This window comes from Streptomyces sp. NPDC027962 (genome assembly GCF_055566095.1).
Genome location: NZ_JBVHTA010000002.1, coordinates 309,573 through 325,999 on the forward strand (window position 1 = coordinate 309,573; position 16,427 = coordinate 325,999).

Genomic DNA, 16,427 nt, shown 5'->3' on the forward strand with positions numbered 1-16,427 from the left:
GCCGGCCCGGTGCGGGCTCCGGTCCGGGGGCGGACTCCGGTCCGGGGGCGGACTCCGCACCGGGTTCCGGCTCCGGGCCGTTTTCGGGTGCACCGGCCGACACCTCGGCGTGCCCCGACCCGTTGGCCTCTTCGGGTGCGTGAGTGCCGATCACGGCCCCCTGTGTTCCGAGGATCGCCGCGATCCCCAGTGCGCTCACGTGCTGCCATCCCGCCACGAGGACACGGTAGAGGTCCGGAACGTGATCGTATGACCAGGATCACCCGTATGGCTGATGGGTGAATTTGTGCGACCGCATGGACGATCCTGTGGCGCGGATCATTTTGCACTTTGTTGCAAAAGGCTCCCGGTGAGGCTAGAAATCAGAGGACACCCGTGCGAGGAGGCACCCGATGAGTACGAGCACCAGCAGCAGCACGAGCACCGCCGCGACCGGACAGGCCGCGTACCCGCATCTGCTCAGCCCGCTCGACCTCGGGTTCACCACCCTGCCGAACCGCGTCCTGATGGGCTCCATGCACGTCGGCCTCGAGGAGGCGGAGCGCGGTTTCGAGCGCATGGCCGCCTTCTACGCCGAGCGCGCCCGCGGCGGTGTCGGGCTCATCGTCACCGGTGGCATCGCACCCAACGACCGCGGCCGTCCCTATGAGGGCGGCGCCAAGCTCACCACCGAGGACGAGGCCGCGCAGCACCGCGTCGTCACGGACGCCGTGCATGCCGAGGGCGGCCGGATCGCCATGCAGATCCTGCACTTCGGCCGGTACGCGTACCACCAGGACCTGGTCGCGCCCAGCGCCCTCCAGGCCCCCATCAGCCCCTTCGTCCCGCACGCGCTGACCGACGCCGAGATCGAGGAGACGATCGAGGACTTCGTACGGGCCGCCCGGCTGGCGAAGTCGGCGGGCTACGACGGCGTCGAGATCATGGGCTCCGAGGGCTACTTCATCAACGAGTTCATCGCGAGCGCCACCAACCACCGCACCGACCGCTGGGGCGGCTCGTACGAGAACCGCGTCCGGCTGCCCCTGGAGATCGTCCGCCGCACGCGCGAGGCGGTCGGCACCGACTTCATCCTGATCTACCGGCTGTCCATGCTGGACCTGGTGCCCGGCGGCTCCTCGTTCGAAGAGGTCATCACGCTCGCCAAGGGGATCGAGGCGGCCGGCGCGACGATCATCAACACCGGAATCGGCTGGCACGAGGCCCGTATCCCCACCATCGCGACGTCCGTTCCGCGCGGTGCGTACACCTGGGTGACCAAGAAGCTGATGGGCGCCGTCTCGGTCCCGTTGGTGATGAGCAACCGCATCAACACGCCCGAGGTCGCGGAGGGACTTCTCGCCGACGGGCGCGCCGACATGGTCTCGCTCGCCCGGCCGTTCCTCGCCGACCCCGCCTTCGTGGCGAAGGCACGGGCCGGCCGTTCCGACACCATCAACACCTGCATCGGCTGCAACCAGGCCTGCCTGGACCACACCTTCAGCCTCAAGATCACGTCCTGCCTGGTCAATCCGCGCGCCTGCCACGAGACCGAACTCGTCCTCGCGCCCACCCGTCTGAAGAAGCGCGTGGCCGTCGTCGGCGCGGGGCCCGCCGGTCTGGCCTGCGCCGTCTCCGCGGCCGAACGCGGCCACACCGTGACGCTCTTCGACGCGGCGGACGAGATCGGCGGCCAGCTCAACATCGCCAAGCGCATCCCGGGCAAGGAGGAGTTCGACGAGACGCTGCGCTACTTCCGTACGCAGCTTCGCGAACACGGCGTCGAGGTGCGCCTCGGTGTGCGTGTCACCGCCGACGACCTTCCGGCCGCCGAATTCGACGAGGTCGTCGTCGCCACCGGCGTCACGCCGCGGATGCCCGAGATCGACGGCATCGACCACCCGAACGTGGTCAGTTACCTCGACGTGCTGCGCGACGGCGCGCCCGTCGGCGAGCGGGTCGCCGTCATCGGCGCCGGCGGAATCGGCTTCGACGTCGCCGAGTTCCTCACCGACGGCGGCGAGGGCGCGAGCCTGGACGCGCAGACGTACTTCCGCCAGTGGGGAGTCGACACCGGCTACACGGCCCGGGGCGGACTGACCGCGCCCGTGCGACCGGCCTCGCCGCGCACCGTGCACCTCCTCCAGCGCAAGACCAGCAAGGTCGGCGCCGGCCTCGGCAAGACGACGGGCTGGATCCACCGCACGGAGCTCAAGCACCGCGGGGTGACGATGACGGCGGGCGCCACCTACCGGCGGATCGACGACGAAGGCCTCCACCTGACCGTCGACGGCACGGCGTCGGTGCTGCCCGTCGACACGGTGGTGCTCTGCACGGGTCAGGAGCCGCAGCGCGGCCTGTACGACGAGCTCTCCGCCGCCGGCCGGACCGTCCACCTCATCGGCGGCGCGGACGTGGCGGCCGAACTGGACGCCAAGCGCGCCATCGACCAGGGGACGCGGCTGGCGGCCGCCCTCTGATGACGCGTCGCCTACCGGTGCTCGGGAGGCATTGATGCGCCGGTACGACCCGGTGTGTCCGGTCCGGTGGGCGGCGCATTTCGCGTCCTCTCCGGGCCGTTTCACCCGTCCACGGCCCGGTCACACCGGTGGCATACCATGCGCACGACATTCATAAGACTTTCGTAAGAGGATGTACGCGTCATGGCTCTCCGCACCCCGTCACACCCCCTGCGCGGCATACCCGCCGTCGTCGCCCTGCTCGCGGTCGGTGCGGTGGGCTGCTCCGTCGTCGACAGCGCCAAGGACGGCGCGGAGAAGGTGGCGCGCCAGCGCTCGGTGTTCTCCCTCAGCACCGGAGACTGCTACAACCCGAACGGCAAGGCCGAGGGCGAGGCGCTCGCCATCGAGGTCGTGCCCTGCGGCGAGGCGCACCAGGCCCAGGTCGTCGGAGAGTTCACGCTCGACGAAGGCAAGGCGTTCCCCGGCGACGAGGCGGTCACGAAGATCGCCGACGAGCGGTGCCCGGCAGAGGCGGCGAAGTTCGCCCCCGACACCTGGGCGCTCCCCAAGGGCGTCGAGATGTTCTACTACACGCCGACCACCGAGAGCTGGACCACCGGCGACCGCGCCGTGAGCTGCACCTACACCAAGGAGAACGGCACGTTCACCGGCTCCTTGAAGGCCGACTCGTCGAAGCCGGAGCAGGCCGCCTACCTCAAGGGCGCCAACGCCGTCTACGAGGCTCTGTGGATGAACCAGTCCGAGGCGGAGAGCGTCGAGGACGACCTCGACGGCTACAAGGGACAGGCCAAGGCCGTCGCCGCCGCCCTCGACGCGCACATCAAGGGCATGCAGGACATCAAGGGCACGGAGACCGGCAAGCTGCGCGCGCAGCTGGAGAAGACCGCCGGCCACTGGAAGAAGGCCGCGAACGCCGCCGACGCCGACGCGTTCTACCTCGCCTACGACCCGGCCTTCACCGGTATCGACCCGAACAAGACGGTCGCGGCCCGCAAGGAACTCGGCCTCGCCACCACCGTTCCGGCCGACGACGCCGAGGTCTGGGCGGGCTGACGCACTGCAGGGCGGGCGCGGACGCGGGCGCGCCCGTCTCGGCGAGCCCGGGCCGGGTTCGCCGAGGTACGGCGGCCTTCAACGAGGCACCGGCCGCGCCGGGTGCGTGGCAGGCCCCGGTGACGCGAGTCCTACGATGCGCCCATGTCCCTCCCGCACGCCATCCTCACGGCCCTGCTCGAGAAGCCCTCTTCCGGGCTGGAGCTGACCCGCCGGTTCGACCGGTCGATCGGCTACTTCTGGTCGGCCACCCACCAGCAGATCTACCGGGAGCTGGGCAAGCTCGAGCAGGCCGGGCACATCAGGGCCCTGCCGTCCGAACAGCCCACCCGCGGGCAGAAGAAGGACTACGAGGTCCTGCCCGCGGGCCGGGAGGAGCTGGCGGCCTGGGTGAACCGCTCGGACGATCCCCGGCAGATCCGCGACCCGCTGCTGCTGCGTCTGCGCGCGGCGGCCGTGGTGGGAGGCGCGGGCATGGACGCGGAGCTCGTACGCCATCTGGAGCTGCACAGGGCACAGTTGGCCGACTACGTGGCGATCGAGGAGCGCGACTTCCCGCCCGAGCGCCGGGCGAGCAGGGAGGACCGGCTGCGCCATGTGGTGCTGCGGGCCGGTATCGAACTGGAGACGTTCTGGACGACGTGGCTGACGGACACCCTGGCGGAGCTCGCGGGCCCGGATGCCGTGCCCTCCCGACATGCGGAACCTGACGCCCCGTGAGATCGTCGCCGCGTGACGGACTCCTTGATCGCCGCCTTCTGCGTGGCCGCTCTCGCCCTGTTGTTGAAAGCCGCCGTGGGCTTCGCCCGCGCGGGCGGCGCCGACCCGTCGACGGAGGCACGCTCCTTGACGCCGGCCCTGTACGGTGCCGGTCTCGCCGTGCTGACGCTCGGCCTGTTCATCGCGCTGACCTGAACCGACCCGGTGCGACCTGCCCCGGCGGAAACACCGCTCGGGATGCTACGACCGGGGCTTGCGGAGCAGCCCGCCGTACTCGTAGATGCCCTTGCTGTCCTGGGTGGCGCCGAGGTACGGGGACAGGGCGGGGTGCACCGAAGCGAGGGGCGGCTGGTCGGGGTCGGGCCGCCAGTCGGCCAGGTCGACCAGTCCCGGCTCCACCGGCTCCAGCCCCTCCACCAGTGCGTCGACCTCCGCAGGTGTGCGGGTCTGCCAGGGAATGCCCCCCGCCGAGATGTGGGCGGTCATCTCGGCGCCCCGGACGGGGTCGTCGGCGACGACCTGGGAGAAGCCCACGAAGCTGCCGGGCGCTGCCTGGTCGACGAGGGTACGCAGAATCCGGCGCGGGTCGTCCGCGTCGACGAGGTGGTGGCCCACGGACAGGAACAGCACTGCCACCGGCTCACGGAAGTCGATCAGCCGTCGCACATCGGGATGGCCGATCACCGACTGCTGGTCCCGCATGTCGGCGGTGATGACGCTGGTGGTCGCGTTGTCGGCGAGCAGCGCCTGGCCGTGCGCGAGCACGATCGGGTCGATGTCGACGTACACGATGCGGGCGTCCGGGGCGAAGCGCTGCGCCACCTGGTGGACGTTGTTGTCGGTGGGAAGTCCGCAGCCCATGTCGATGAACTGGTGGATGCCCGCCTCCTGCGTCAGGTGGCGCACCGCGCGGTAGAGGAACTGGCGGTTCTGGCGGGCGATGTCGACGCACTCCGGGAAGTCCGGCAGCGTGGAGAGGAGGAAGTCGCGGTCGACCTCGTAGTTGTCCTTGCCGCCCAGCATCCAGCCGTACGCCCGCGCGGACGTGGGCACGTCGTACGGTATCGAGGCCTTCTCGGGCCGGTGGTCGTCGATCACAGCGCGCTCTCCGCCTCTTCCGACATCGCGGCGTACTTGGCTCGGTCGTCGCGAGACTACCCCCGCCCCACGCGCCCCGGGCGCATATCCGGTCGCTCAACTCTCCTTCTCGGAAAGGTGACTTGGAATCGACCACAAAGCAGCGGCGTGTCAGTCCTCGTCGTGGCGATCGTGCCCCTCTTGTGGTCGCTTCCTGTCCTGTGACCCCCCGTCCTCCTGCTCCTCCTGCTCCTCGTCGCTCCAGGCGCCGCCGTCGGCGGAGACCGTCGGTGACACCAGGACCTCTCCCGCTTCCGTCGCCGGCCCGGCCGTCACGCTTCCGTCGGCTGCCCGTCCGTCGCGGGTCCGTCCGTCACGGGTCCGGCGACCGCGATGAGCGCACATCGTTCGTCGCGTACTCGCTGACGGCGGCAGCGGGGAGACGCTTCTCAGTCATGCCGTCCATCATCGCGGCGACCACTGACATCCCCGCTGGGGCCGTCACTCCCCCCTTCACCCTCTCCGTCGCCTCCGCCTTGGCCGGCACCGCCGTCCCGCCCGCGGCCGGAGGCGAGCCGCTCGCGAAGCGACCGGGACAGCACGGTCGCGGCGGCAGTGAGGAAGACGAAGTTGTAGAGGATCTGAATGATCGTCACCGTGCGGGCCGTCTGCCCCCGCGGGGTGACGTCGCCGTAACCGACGGTCGACACCGTGATGACGGTGAAGTACAGCGCGTCCAACCTCGTCCGCAGCCCGGCGAACTGGCCCGGATCCCTGGCCAGGGCGTGGTACCCGCCGGAGAAGACGAGCAGGGACAGGCACATCAGCAGCGGGATGGCGATGCCGGGGCGGGTGCCCGGTCTGTCGGTGATGGCGTCCCTCATCTGGATCACCAGCAGCAGGGCGACCAACGCGAGGGCCAGCGTGAAGAGCGTCCAGCTGATGACGGGGCGGTGCGGGCCGAGTTCCTCGAGGGGCAGCAGGAAGTACGCCACCGTCATGAGGACGGCCAGGCAGCCGCCGACCAGCCTCAGCCGCATCGACCCCCCGCCGGGTGTGCGGTCCGCCACCTGCCTGCCTCCCGCCCGACGTCGCGGATGACGCGCCCGTCCGCGTCCGCCTGCCCCCACGATCGGCGGCGCCGACGGTCGTCCGCCACCCGTGCACCGCCGAACGGCGCACACGGCCCCGCCTCGGCCGGATCACCCGTACGGCCGTACCCCGATGGCGGGCGCACGTACGGGGGCACAGGCTCGAAGCCCCGGTCCACGCCCGGTGGCCGGGACGACGAACAGGACTCCTCATGAGCCACGAGCAACGAACGGCCGGCAACGCGCCGCACAGCCGCTCAGGTGCGCCGCACACCGAACCGATCAGCGGCTGGGTCAGGGGCGGAGTAGCCTTCGCGGGCGTCCTCATGCTCTGCGGCGGCGTCATCGCCCTGCTCCAGGGCATCGCCGCCGTCGTCGAGGACGACGTGTACGGCAGGGTCGGCGACTACGTGTACCGCATCAACCTCACCGGTTGGGGCTGGATCCACATCGTCCTCGGTCTCGCCGTCGCCCTCACCGGCGCGGGAGTGCTCAAGGGTGCGGCCTGGGCGCGCTACACCGGCATCGTGCTGGTCTCCCTCAGCCTGATCCTGCAGTTCCTGTTCCTGCCGTACGCCCCGGTCTGGTCGGTGATCGTGATCGCGATCGACCTCTTCGTCATCTGGGCCCTGTCGTCCTACAGCGTCGACCGTACGCTCTGAACGCGACGGCTCTGCGTCCCGTCGTGCCCTGGCGCAACGTCATGCCCTGGCACAACGGGCGGACCACCCCTCCTGCGAAGGCACCCCAGGTCAGGCCCCGCCCACCTGGTGCCTCGGAGGCGTGCGGCTCACCGTGCGGCCGGCCGCGGTCGCCGCGCGGGCGAACTCCGTGGCGTCCAGGACGGCAGCACCGCCGGGGTCGTTGTTGAAGTAGACGTACACGTCGTCCTCGTCCGGCCACGCGTCGGCGATGCGGCCCGCCCAGGACCGCAGCGCCCGGTGGCCGTAGCGCGGCGCCGGCTGCGCGAGGCCGGCGTGGCAGCGTACGTATCCCCAAGGCGCGGTCCGCCACAGCGGGGTCACCGGGCGGGAGCCCCGGTCGGCCCAGCACAGTGCACTGCCGTACCGCTCCAGCACGACCCGCAGCCGGCGTTCCGCCTCCCACCACGACGCGTGGCGCAGCTCGACGGCCACGCGGACCGTGCGCGGGAAGTGGCTCAGGCAGGCGTCGAGGGCGTCGGCGTCCTCCTGGAAGTTCGGCGGCAGTTGCACCAGGACGGGCCCCAGCCGGTCGCCCAGCCCGTCGGCGCGGTCCATCAGCCGGTGCACCGGCTCCTCGGGGTCGCGCAGCCGCTTCAGATGGGTGAGGTAACGGCTGGCCTTGACCGCCATCACGAAGCCGTCGGGTGTCCGCTCACGCCACGAGGCGAAAACCTCCTTGGTGGGGAGCCGGTAGAAGACGTTGTTGTTCTCCACGGTGGCGAACTGCCCGGCGTACTCCTCCAGCCACAGCCGCTGCGGGACGCCGGGCGGATAGAGAACGCCTCGCCAGTCCTTGTACTGCCACCCCGAGGTTCCGACGATCACGGGCATGGACGACCCCTGCCCGGGCCATGGGCCGTGCGCATCAGCGCCCCTGGCGGGCGGGGCGGGCGCGCCGGGACCGGCCGGCGGCGAAGAAGGCCACGCCGAGCACCAGGACGGCGATGCCGATGTCCAGCAGGTACATCGGGCCCGCGGCCAGGACGCCGATGAGCCCGAGCACGACGGCGACGAGGATCAGGAACAGGAAGACCCCCATACGACGAGCACCTCCTTCGGTGGAAAGCGGTTGTTGGTGGTGGAGAGGAGTCGTTCAGCGGCGCGCGAGCTTCCTCTCGCCGTTCGCACCGGGCCGGTAGGGCATGCCGTAGTGCGTGAAGATCGCCTTCTCGTCCTCGGCGGGAAGGAAACCGTCCGTGTCGATGGACGGGGCCTTCTTGACCTGGCCCTTGGCGTACGGGACCCGGAGGTAGCGGGGCCCGACGACCGCGTCGACGATCGGGACGAAGAGCAGGCGCTGGCGGGTGGGAAGCCCTGAGCGGACCGTGGCCATGGCCGGTTCGTCGGTGCTCGTGTCCACGTAGACCGCTTCGAGCGAACCGATCTTGTTGTCCTTCTCGTCGACGACGTCGTGGTCGCGCCACTCGCGGATATCGGTCGGCTGGATCATGCGTTCTGCTCCCTCAGCGGATCGGGGGCACCCGGAGCGGGCGGCCCTTCCGGGGTGTCGTCGGACGGCGGCCTGCTGGAGGACAACCAGGATCTCGCCGGCTCGGCGGCACGCGTGGTGTCCAAGGACAGCTGCAGCCTCGTGCCTCCCTCACGCGCCGCGGGGTAGCTGCGCTGCTCGCCGGCGGCGAAGCAGCGGCGGAGCACCTGCGCGACGCGCCGGGCTGTCTCCGGGTCGGCGGCGACGATGCGGACCTCGGCGTGCCCGGCGGCCGGTATGGATTCGACGGCTTCGTTCATGGACGTCGTCCTTCGAGTGAGGTCATGCCGGTGGCCGACACCCGGTCGACCCTGCCCCTTTCCCCGGCGTGGCCGATGCGGCGAGCGCCTGTGAGGGGCCGTGCTGTCATCCGGGGTCGCCGTCGCGCTGCTCCGTGCCGTCGGCGGCCCGGTCGGCCGGCCGGCGGTGCTTGTGCGACCGACGGCGGCGGATCCCCGGCCTGACGTCGCTGTAGTGGTAGGACGCGATCCGTGCTCCGTGCTGCGCGTCGAGGCGCCGGATCAGGGCGACTCCCACAGCGATCATGACGAGGATCGCCGCCACGGTGATGACCGTCTCCATGGCTTCTCACATCCCTCGGCCGCAGGCCGACGGTCTCGCCCCGCGCGGCTGCCCCGGCAGCCGGGGGGCTGCACCACCGTCCGTCCACCCTGCGAGTTCCCTGCTCAGGGCGTCCCTAACGTCACCCGTCGTCGGCACTCGTCGTCGCCGCCTCGGCCGTCGGACCGCTCGCGGGTGCGAGGCCACCCACGGCGGCAGCGGCGGGCATCGCGGCCGGGCGCGTCAAGGACGTCCGGTGTTGTTGATCGCCGGGAACGACCCCGCGCGAAGGCGGGACCATGAAGTGCGCCCGGTGCCTCGACTGTACTCCGCCCAACGGCCCGTAGCCCCTGCTCGGAGGGGGTCTGTGCACGCCGATCCCGACATGCCGTTCGCCACCCTCGTCGGCCGGCTCGCGGCCGCGCACGCTCGCTGAGACGAGCCCGGGAGCGGCGATCCGGCGGTCTCCGCTCACTCATTCGGTGGCAGACTCACGGCGGGGACCCGGTTGCTTCCTGTGGGTGGCGGATTTCCCCCGCCAGGGGGGCGCGCGACTCCTCAGGGGTGACCGTGCGTTCCCCGGCCGCGGCGGAGGCGGTTGATCACGGCGTGAGTACGGCAAGCACCAGTTTGATACTGGCACCGAAACCTTTGACCGCCCCCACCCTGACGGCCGAGACGGGCGCGGACAGCGCCGCGCCCGGCGACATAACGATCGTCCGCTCCTGCATCGGCCACGGCGCCGTCCTGCATGTGCATCTGCAGGGAGAGATCGACCATGCGAGTGCCGCCCCGCTGCGGGTCCTGCTGGCCTCGGCGGCCGCCCACGACTACCTGGGCCTGACCCTTGACGCGTCGCGGGTCACCTTCGCCGACTCCGCTCTACTGCGGGCTGGAGCTCTGGCCCCGCCGGGGCCGTCGTGTCTGTATGGAGCGCCCCTCCCGGCCGGTCCGGCGACTGCTCGCTGCGGCGTCGGTCGCCGCCAGGAGGAAGGGCCGTTCCGCACACCTCTGACACGCTGACACCAGCACTGGAGCCGTCGGCCTCGGCGTCGTGTCCCCGCGGGAAGGGATGCAGAGGCCGACGCTTCGGCGACTTCCGGAACACGTCGGTCCGCAGAGTCAGCTGCGCTGGGCCTTGACGATGCGCGGGGTCGTCGGGGTGTCCGACTCTCCTGCCTTGCGGCTGGAGATGTAACGCTCTGCCCGCTTGCCGGGCCCGACGTCCGGGAAGCCGGCCACCACGGAGTCGACGACGGTTCCGTCACCGGTGACGAAGTCCACCTGGACCGAGTAGAAGGCCGTCGTGTCGGTCGAGTTGGTCACCCTGACCAGACCGGTGCGCAGCCCGTCCGAGCGGGTGGTGGCCACTCCTTGCAGGGACACGTCTTTCGTCGCGTTGCCGCGGCCCTCGACGGTGCTCAGCTCGGCCGACGCGGAGGCCCGGACCCGGGCCGACTCCGCGGACACGGACTCCTCGAGGTCCTTCTGGGTGCGCGGCGTGGCTGTACTCGTATCCGTCGGCGACGCGGACTCGGTCGCGCCGGGAGGGCTTGTGGCCGTGGGAGTGCCGGGGCCTTCGTCGCTCCCGGCGCCGCAGGCGGCAAGTGAGACGGCGATGAGCGGTGCCAGCACGGCGGGGGCGAGGCGGGGGCGGACCACGGCGTCTCCGTTCTGCGGCTCCGGCGGCAAGCCGGCGCACTATTTTGCCCCAAAATATTGTGAATACCTCCGGACCGCATGTCGCGCACCACCCCACCGCTCGGGGGAGGCCCCCCGCCGGTGCAGGGCTCCCTGGTCGCGTGACTTCGCGTACGAAACGGGCACCTCGGTCGGCCGCCTCTGCTCCCCTCTGCCAAGTCGACCGTCCGGTGACGTCGTCATCGGGTTGCGGAACGGCCAGGAGCGCGGCCCGAGTCGCCGCGCCGTGCGCGGCGGACGCGCCCCCTGACCGGTCCCCACGACAAGGCGACCGGCGAGGTCACCCTGAACGCGCCCCTCAACACCGAGCCGCAAGTGCTGTGCCTGGGAGGGCCACTGCCCGTCGGTGAACTGCGGGCCCCAGTAGTCCTCGAAGCAGTCGTCGACGAGCCGGCGACGGTGACCGGGTGGCATGCGCCGAGGAGAATCGCTCCATGCGCATTCTGATCACCACCGCCGGTTCACGGGGAGACGTCTCGCCCTTCACCGGCCTGGGGCGACGCCTGCTCGACGCGGGCCATCAGGTCGCCGTGGCCGCTCACCCGTCCTTCGCCGCACTCGTCGGCGGATGCGGTCTCGACCACCGGCCCGTGCCGGGAGACCCGCAGGGGCTGATCCGAGACTGGTCCCGGGCGGCCTCGCGGGAGGAGGCCCAGGCGCTGACAAGGGCATACGCGGACGGGCTCGCCGACGGGGTGGCAGAGGCCGTGGCGGGCGGAGCCGACCTGCTGCTCACCGCCTTCGGACCGGCACCGCTCAGCCGGACGGCCGGCGAAGCGCTCGGCATCCCCGTCATCGGCACCTACCTCGTACCGGCGTTCGCCACCAGACGTTTCCCGCTGCCCAATGCACGGAGCACCGACGGCCTGGGACCGGAGGGCAACCTCGACGCGGGCCAGGACGTGCTGAGGCGCGCGGAGGGGGTATTGGCGGGCGCCGTGACCCGGCTGCGGGCCCGCTTCGGGCTGCCCGCCGGCGCGCCCTCGGTACCGGCGGATGTCCGGCCGGTCTTTCACGGCTTCAGTCGGCTGGTGGTGCCGCGCCCCGAGGACTGGCCGTCCTGGGTCGAAGTGGCGGGCTACTGGTGGCCCGCGCGGCCGGACGGCTGGCAACCCCCGGCCGAACTGGTCGACTTCCTTCAGGCCGGTCCGCCCCCGGTGTTCATCGGGTTCGGCAGTATGGCGGCGGGGCAGGGGGAACGGCTCAGTGAGCTGGTGGCTGCGGCGGTGAAGCGGGCAGGTGTGCGTGCGCTGGTGCAGGCGGGGTGGGCCGAGCTGAGCGGTTGCGGCGCCGACGTCCTGGCCATCGGCGACGTCCCGCACGACTGGCTGTTCCCTCGAACCGCCGCCGTCGTCCACCACGCCGGGGCGGGAACCACGGCAGCCGGACTGCGAGCCGGGGTGCCCGCCGTGCCCGTACCCGTCATGGCCGACCAGCCCTTCTGGGCGTCTCGGCTGTACGAGCTGGGAGTTGCCACGCAGCCTGTGCCGTTCCAGGCCCTTACCGCCGAAGCCCTCGGCGACGCGATCACGGCCTGCCTGGCCGAGCCGGCCCACCGTCGCCGCGCGGCCGAACTCGCCCGCGGGATCGCCGCAGAGGACGGCACCGCCGCGCTGCTCGCCCGCATCGGCTCGGAGGGCGCCGGGTGAAGCCGCATCGCCGTGGTGCTGTGCCAGGCTGTCCGAGGCACGCTGCCGCATCCGGTGCTGCCGAAACGTCAGCGGGCGCTCCGTCGGTCAGGCCAGGCAGCCCGAGCCGGTCCCGTGCTGTCCACGAGGCGGCCCCGATTGCTTCTTCGGTCGGCATCCCCGCCCGTAGCAGGCGGTTTTCGCCTCGGCTTGGGCGGGGGCAGGGGTCGGGCAAGAGGCGTCCGCCGCTTCCCTGGAGCGTGGCCGAGCAGGAGGCGGTCAGGCCGATGGGGACGGCCGGCCGGCATGCGTGCTCTCCACATGGCTCAACGCCGGAGTGGACGCCACCGAAGTGGCCGAACGCGCCGGCCATGGCGTCGAGGTGCTACTCAGCCGGTACGCCAAGTGCCTCGACGGACGTGAGGAACCCGTTACGGTGACGGGCATGTCTGACACCGACTTCTGGACCCTCCCGCCCGATCGCATAACCCATGGCAGCGGCACCCGCTACGAACTGACCGTCCTGCACCCGCCGTTCGCCGTGGAAGCTGCCGACCTTCCTCCCAACGACCCGGAGCGGGCCACGGAGTTCGCTCGCTCCCTGGGCACGATCGACGCGGTGATCGCAGACCTCGGCCCCCGTAAGCAGAGCGACACGATCACGGTCGCCACGAGAGCCGATCTGGACCTCGTGCAGGCGGGGGCGTGGGGGAACCTCGTGTCGATCTCCGATCCGGCGTTCGCGGACGACGGCAACGACATGCCGCTTCTGGCGGAGGCCACTCGGCTGCGGGAGCGCTTCCCCGACGCACGGATCGTGGGTCGGGTAGAGGTGCACTGCGGCGCCGAGCACACCGAAGACCTCGTGTGGCTGCCGGACGGCACCATGTTCCATGCCTGCGGCTGGCCCGGTGACGAACCGTTCGTCGTGACCGGCGACCCGCAGGCGGTGATGTCCGCCCTCGGGATCACGACGGAAGTCCTCGAAGACCTCGACGTGTACTTCGACCTGGACGACGAACCGAACCAGAACGACTGGGGCGCCCTCGCCACGGCCTGCCTCGCCGGCGCGGACCCGTGGGGAAGGGCCGACCTGGACGCCTCCTCACTGCGGGTACGGCACAGCGAGCACGCCACCAGCCACATGGAAGCCCTGTACTTCAGCAGCTGATGTTGCCTCAATCTCCTTCTGTTCTAGCCAAGTTGACACGCCGACACCTCCATATCCGTTTCCTTCCTGCCGGCGGATGGGCCTAGGGTCGGACGGGCGACGCGTACACGTCATGGGGGCCTCGCGCGCCGCCCGGCATCCCCTCAGGCCCCACACGTGAGGGAAGATCACACTTGAACAGAGCACTGCGCATACCCGAGCGGTGGCGTCTGGCAGGCCGTGTTCTGGCCGTGGTCGGGATCGCCTCGGCGGTCACCGTGACCGGTCTGCCCGGCATCGAGACCGACACCGCCACCGCCGCGCCGCGCGCCGTCGCGGCCAGGGTCAAGCCCGGCGCGAAGCGCTGCGACGTGAAGAACCTCGGCAAGCCGTACCAGAGCACGCCGACGAACTCGGGGTTCCCCAACGACCCCACCGGCTCGAACTTCTCCGCCTGGAAGGGCAACCCGAAGAACTTCAACTACGACCTGCCCGGCAAGGCGTACGACGGGGTGAAGCCGCCGACGGCCGCCGACAAGACCAAGGCCCTGTCGCAGGTCGCGAACGACACCGAGAAGAACTACAAGGCGTGGCAGAAGATCGCGGACAAGTCCGGTAACCCGGAGGACCGCAAGTTCGAGATCTACGCCCGGTACTTCCACAACACGGAGGGCCTGACCTTCGACCACTGGTTCGAGCACCGGTTCATCCGCAACCAGACCAACAACCACAAGGGATCGGCGTTCGAACGTCAGCTCGTCCGTGATTTCCGCCTGGTCGGGCCGGACTGGCTGTGTGAGGTCACCGTCGAGCTCATCGACGCACAGGGCAACGTCGTCGAAACACGCCGGTACGACGCCTACAACCAGAAGACCAAGGAGTTCAACGAGTTCAAGTCGAACTCGGAGCTGACGAACAAGCAGCTCGCGAAGGACCGGAAGATCGCCCGGTTCATGCCGGACCACAAGTTCCGGTTCACCGGCGCGAAGCCGTTCACCGAGGGTCAGCGCAAGAAGATCGACAACCTGAACCGGTACGTCAACCGGCTACGCCCCGGTCAGACGAACCAGGTACGCGGTAACCAGCGGATCTACAACCCCGTCCCGCGGACCAAGCCCATCCGGGGGTACTCGGACCATCAGCGGTGGTTCGCCCCGGGCTGCCAGGGCGGCCAGGGCAGGATGCAGCTCGCTGCCGCGTCCTCGTGCGGCACGCGCGGCCCGCTGAACGACCGCATCAACGGCTCCGGGAAGACCCTGGAAGAGGCCAAGAAGATCCAGGCGGACGCCCGCCGACTCGACCCCCGGGGCACCCTCCCGCGCGGCGGCCCGGGCGGCGTCGACTTCACCACCCTGGAACTGCGGTACGTCGGCGGCCTGGGCAAGGGCAAGGGCATGCAGTACTCCATGCGTGCCGACCAGATGCCCAACCCCGACGAGAACCCCGGCTTCGACGGCGAGGCGCGCATGCAGCTCTCCTCCGACGCCCTGTTCACCTGGCTCGCGCTCACTCCGGAGAAGTTCTGGGTCAACCTCAACCCGGACCAGCCGGACAAGATCATGGATGCCAAGTTCGGCAAGACCGACGCCGGCCGGGTCCTGCTTGAGGCCGACTATCTGATGAAGGAGGACTTCGCCGAAGCCCTCAACCCGAAGAAGCACGCCGGCGGCAAGCGGTACTGGGACACCGCCCCCCGACAGAACGGCCTTCCGTGCTTCCCCGGCGTCCGGTTCTGGGCCGAGCCCAAGACCGCCCAGGTCCGCGAGCAGGACGGCGGAATCTACATCCTCGACGCGCCCCTGAAGGTGTCCGCCGAGTGGCTCGACATCGAGTGGGAAGCGCCCGGCAGCACCGAGTGCAAGGGCCTGACCGACGCGCAGAAGAAGTCGATGGAAGCGAGCGTTCGCGTCAACATCGTTCCCCTCATGGAGGAGAGGGTCAACAACGACAAGCGCTACGCCGACCTGCGCGCCGTCTACACCGCGCGTGTCGCGGCCGAATACATCCGCCAGCAGGATGCCAAGGCGCCGACCGACTTCCGCGAGATCATCAACTCCAACGACGTCGCCGCGTGGCCGCTGCGCGCCCCGCACGACAAGTGGACCCGCGAAGACGTGTACCAGAAGTACATGAAGTCGCTGCGCGAGGGCATCGAGTGGTTCGAGCTGGAGTACGGCGGCAAGGTCTTCAACCAGGGCGTTGGCGGTGTGGACTTCTCCAAGCAGCCGAAGCGGAACATCACCCGGACCCGGTTCAACGTCGAACACCGCACCCTGGACACCACGACGAAGACGTCTCTCCAGTCGGATGACGTGTCCTACCGGGACACCGACACCCTCTACCTCGGCGGCAGCGGCAACATCGAGGCCGGCGGCGAGGACCCGGGCCCGGACCCCACTCCGACCCCGACTCCGACCCCGACGGACGACCCGAAGCCGACCGACCCGCCGTCGACCCCGGCCCCGGACCCGTCCACCCCGGGCGACGACGGGAAGCCGACCCCGCCGGCAAACAGGCCGGACCCGGACGGCGACCTTGCCGACACCGGCTCCAGCACCCCGATCGGGCTGATCTCCGGCATCGCCGCGGCGGTCGTCGCCGCCGGTGCGGCCCTGGTGTGGTGGACGCGCCGCAGGCGACAGGACGCCACCGGCTAGGCCGACCGGCGGCGATTCGCGCGCTGAACACGAAAGGGCCCCGCCGTCCTTGGGTTCTAACGGTCCTCGCAACACCCGCGTCTGTGGGAGTTGCGAGGACTGTGGGCGTTGAGCGTGTGCCCTGGGTTCCAGCG

At 70.5% G+C, this 16,427-nt stretch carries 18 protein-coding genes; 9 read left to right on the plus strand and 9 right to left on the minus strand.

Annotated features, from left to right (window positions below; genetic code table 11):
• Positions 1 to 392: 392 nt before the first annotated feature.
• The 4 genes from ACZ4SA_RS03075 (at position 393) to ACZ4SA_RS03090 (ending at position 4,430) form a co-directional block, all read left to right on the plus strand.
• Positions 393 to 2,459, plus strand: a complete 2,067-nt coding sequence (locus ACZ4SA_RS03075) for an NADPH-dependent 2,4-dienoyl-CoA reductase (protein WP_468269187.1) — start codon at positions 393 to 395, stop codon at positions 2,457 to 2,459.
• A gap of 183 nt (positions 2,460 to 2,642) precedes the next feature.
• A complete protein-coding gene (locus tag ACZ4SA_RS03080) occupies positions 2,643 to 3,515 on the plus strand; it encodes a septum formation family protein (RefSeq protein WP_468269189.1) in 873 nt (290 codons plus the stop codon).
• A gap of 144 nt (positions 3,516 to 3,659) precedes the next feature.
• Positions 3,660 to 4,235, plus strand: a complete 576-nt coding sequence (locus ACZ4SA_RS03085) for a PadR family transcriptional regulator (RefSeq protein WP_468269191.1) — start codon at positions 3,660 to 3,662, stop codon at positions 4,233 to 4,235.
• A 12-nt stretch (positions 4,236 to 4,247) separates the two neighbouring features.
• A complete protein-coding gene (locus ACZ4SA_RS03090) occupies positions 4,248 to 4,430 on the plus strand; it encodes a hypothetical protein (protein WP_468269193.1) in 183 nt (60 codons plus the stop codon).
• Between the two features lie 45 nt (positions 4,431 to 4,475).
• Here ACZ4SA_RS03090 and ACZ4SA_RS03095 read toward each other — a convergent pair whose 3' ends face one another.
• From ACZ4SA_RS03095 to ACZ4SA_RS03105, 3 genes are all read right to left on the minus strand, one after another.
• Complete coding sequence (locus ACZ4SA_RS03095; protein WP_468269195.1) at positions 4,476 to 5,333, minus strand: SAM-dependent methyltransferase; 858 nt, start codon at positions 5,331 to 5,333, stop codon at positions 4,476 to 4,478.
• A gap of 150 nt (positions 5,334 to 5,483) precedes the next feature.
• Positions 5,484 to 5,648, minus strand: a complete 165-nt coding sequence (locus ACZ4SA_RS03100; RefSeq protein ID WP_468269197.1) for a hypothetical protein — start codon at positions 5,646 to 5,648, stop codon at positions 5,484 to 5,486.
• Between the two features lie 113 nt (positions 5,649 to 5,761).
• Positions 5,762 to 6,352, minus strand: coding sequence for a potassium channel family protein (locus ACZ4SA_RS03105; protein WP_468269280.1), 591 nt, complete (start codon positions 6,350 to 6,352; stop codon positions 5,762 to 5,764).
• 263 nt (positions 6,353 to 6,615) lie between these two features.
• On the opposite strand from ACZ4SA_RS03105, the gene ACZ4SA_RS03110 reads away from it, so the two are divergent.
• Complete coding sequence (locus ACZ4SA_RS03110) at positions 6,616 to 7,065, plus strand: DUF7144 family membrane protein (RefSeq protein WP_468269199.1); 450 nt, start codon at positions 6,616 to 6,618, stop codon at positions 7,063 to 7,065.
• Between the two features lie 90 nt (positions 7,066 to 7,155).
• Here ACZ4SA_RS03110 and ACZ4SA_RS03115 read toward each other — a convergent pair whose 3' ends face one another.
• The 5 genes from ACZ4SA_RS03115 to ACZ4SA_RS03135 form a co-directional block, all read right to left on the minus strand.
• Entirely contained in the window at positions 7,156 to 7,938 is a 783-nt protein-coding gene (locus ACZ4SA_RS03115) for a DUF72 domain-containing protein (RefSeq protein ID WP_468269201.1), read from the minus strand.
• 34 nt (positions 7,939 to 7,972) lie between these two features.
• Entirely contained in the window at positions 7,973 to 8,146 is a 174-nt protein-coding gene (locus ACZ4SA_RS03120) for a hypothetical protein (protein ID WP_468269203.1), read from the minus strand.
• A gap of 54 nt (positions 8,147 to 8,200) precedes the next feature.
• On the minus strand, positions 8,201 to 8,557 hold the full coding sequence (locus ACZ4SA_RS03125; protein WP_468269205.1) for a PRC-barrel domain-containing protein: 357 nt from the start codon (positions 8,555 to 8,557) through the stop codon (positions 8,201 to 8,203).
• Positions 8,554 to 8,856, minus strand: a complete 303-nt coding sequence (locus ACZ4SA_RS03130; RefSeq protein WP_468269207.1) for a hypothetical protein — start codon at positions 8,854 to 8,856, stop codon at positions 8,554 to 8,556. Before ACZ4SA_RS03130 ends, ACZ4SA_RS03125 begins: the two co-directional genes overlap by 4 nt.
• Before the next feature lie 106 nt (positions 8,857 to 8,962).
• Entirely contained in the window at positions 8,963 to 9,178 is a 216-nt protein-coding gene (locus tag ACZ4SA_RS03135; protein ID WP_468269209.1) for a hypothetical protein, read from the minus strand.
• Between the two features lie 630 nt (positions 9,179 to 9,808).
• On the opposite strand from ACZ4SA_RS03135, the gene ACZ4SA_RS03140 reads away from it, so the two are divergent.
• Positions 9,809 to 10,180, plus strand: coding sequence for an STAS domain-containing protein (locus tag ACZ4SA_RS03140; protein WP_468269211.1), 372 nt, complete (start codon positions 9,809 to 9,811; stop codon positions 10,178 to 10,180).
• A 99-nt stretch (positions 10,181 to 10,279) separates the two neighbouring features.
• Here ACZ4SA_RS03140 and ACZ4SA_RS03145 read toward each other — a convergent pair whose 3' ends face one another.
• The gene (locus ACZ4SA_RS03145) at positions 10,280 to 10,819 is read right to left on the minus strand and encodes a hypothetical protein (protein ID WP_468269213.1); all 540 of its coding nucleotides are present in this window, start codon (positions 10,817 to 10,819) and stop codon (positions 10,280 to 10,282) included.
• Positions 10,820 to 11,292: 473 nt separating this feature from the next.
• Between ACZ4SA_RS03145 and ACZ4SA_RS03150 the strand changes: the two genes are divergently transcribed.
• The 3 genes from ACZ4SA_RS03150 (at position 11,293) to ACZ4SA_RS03160 (ending at position 16,293) form a co-directional block, all read left to right on the plus strand.
• Complete coding sequence (locus ACZ4SA_RS03150; protein ID WP_468269216.1) at positions 11,293 to 12,507, plus strand: glycosyltransferase; 1,215 nt, start codon at positions 11,293 to 11,295, stop codon at positions 12,505 to 12,507.
• Between the two features lie 424 nt (positions 12,508 to 12,931).
• Positions 12,932 to 13,657 carry a DUF6333 family protein gene (locus tag ACZ4SA_RS03155; protein WP_468269282.1) on the plus strand — a complete coding sequence of 242 codons (726 nt, stop codon included), beginning with the start codon at positions 12,932 to 12,934 and terminating at the stop codon, positions 13,655 to 13,657.
• 173 nt (positions 13,658 to 13,830) lie between these two features.
• Positions 13,831 to 16,293, plus strand: coding sequence for an LAETG motif-containing sortase-dependent surface protein (locus ACZ4SA_RS03160; protein ID WP_468269218.1), 2,463 nt, complete (start codon positions 13,831 to 13,833; stop codon positions 16,291 to 16,293).
• Positions 16,294 to 16,427 lie beyond the last annotated feature (134 nt).

Bases quoted from the DNA above. Each gene is read 5' to 3' on its own strand.
- ACZ4SA_RS03075 (WP_468269187.1), top strand. From the start codon at position 393: ATGAGTACGAGCACCAGCAGCAGCACGAGCACCGCCGCGACCGGACAG.
- ACZ4SA_RS03080 (WP_468269189.1), top strand. From the start codon at position 2,643: ATGGCTCTCCGCACCCCGTCACACCCCCTGCGCGGCATACCCGCCGTC.
- ACZ4SA_RS03085 (WP_468269191.1), top strand. From the start codon at position 3,660: ATGTCCCTCCCGCACGCCATCCTCACGGCCCTGCTCGAGAAGCCCTCT.
- ACZ4SA_RS03105 (WP_468269280.1), bottom strand. From the start codon at position 6,352: ATGCGGCTGAGGCTGGTCGGCGGCTGCCTGGCCGTCCTCATGACGGTG.
- ACZ4SA_RS03110 (WP_468269199.1), top strand. From the start codon at position 6,616: ATGAGCCACGAGCAACGAACGGCCGGCAACGCGCCGCACAGCCGCTCA.
- ACZ4SA_RS03115 (WP_468269201.1), bottom strand. From the start codon at position 7,938: ATGCCCGTGATCGTCGGAACCTCGGGGTGGCAGTACAAGGACTGGCGA.
- ACZ4SA_RS03120 (WP_468269203.1), bottom strand. From the start codon at position 8,146: ATGGGGGTCTTCCTGTTCCTGATCCTCGTCGCCGTCGTGCTCGGGCTC.
- ACZ4SA_RS03125 (WP_468269205.1), bottom strand. From the start codon at position 8,557: ATGATCCAGCCGACCGATATCCGCGAGTGGCGCGACCACGACGTCGTC.
- ACZ4SA_RS03130 (WP_468269207.1), bottom strand. From the start codon at position 8,856: ATGAACGAAGCCGTCGAATCCATACCGGCCGCCGGGCACGCCGAGGTC.
- ACZ4SA_RS03135 (WP_468269209.1), bottom strand. From the start codon at position 9,178: ATGGAGACGGTCATCACCGTGGCGGCGATCCTCGTCATGATCGCTGTG.
- ACZ4SA_RS03150 (WP_468269216.1), top strand. From the start codon at position 11,293: ATGCGCATTCTGATCACCACCGCCGGTTCACGGGGAGACGTCTCGCCC.
- ACZ4SA_RS03155 (WP_468269282.1), top strand. From the start codon at position 12,932: ATGTCTGACACCGACTTCTGGACCCTCCCGCCCGATCGCATAACCCAT.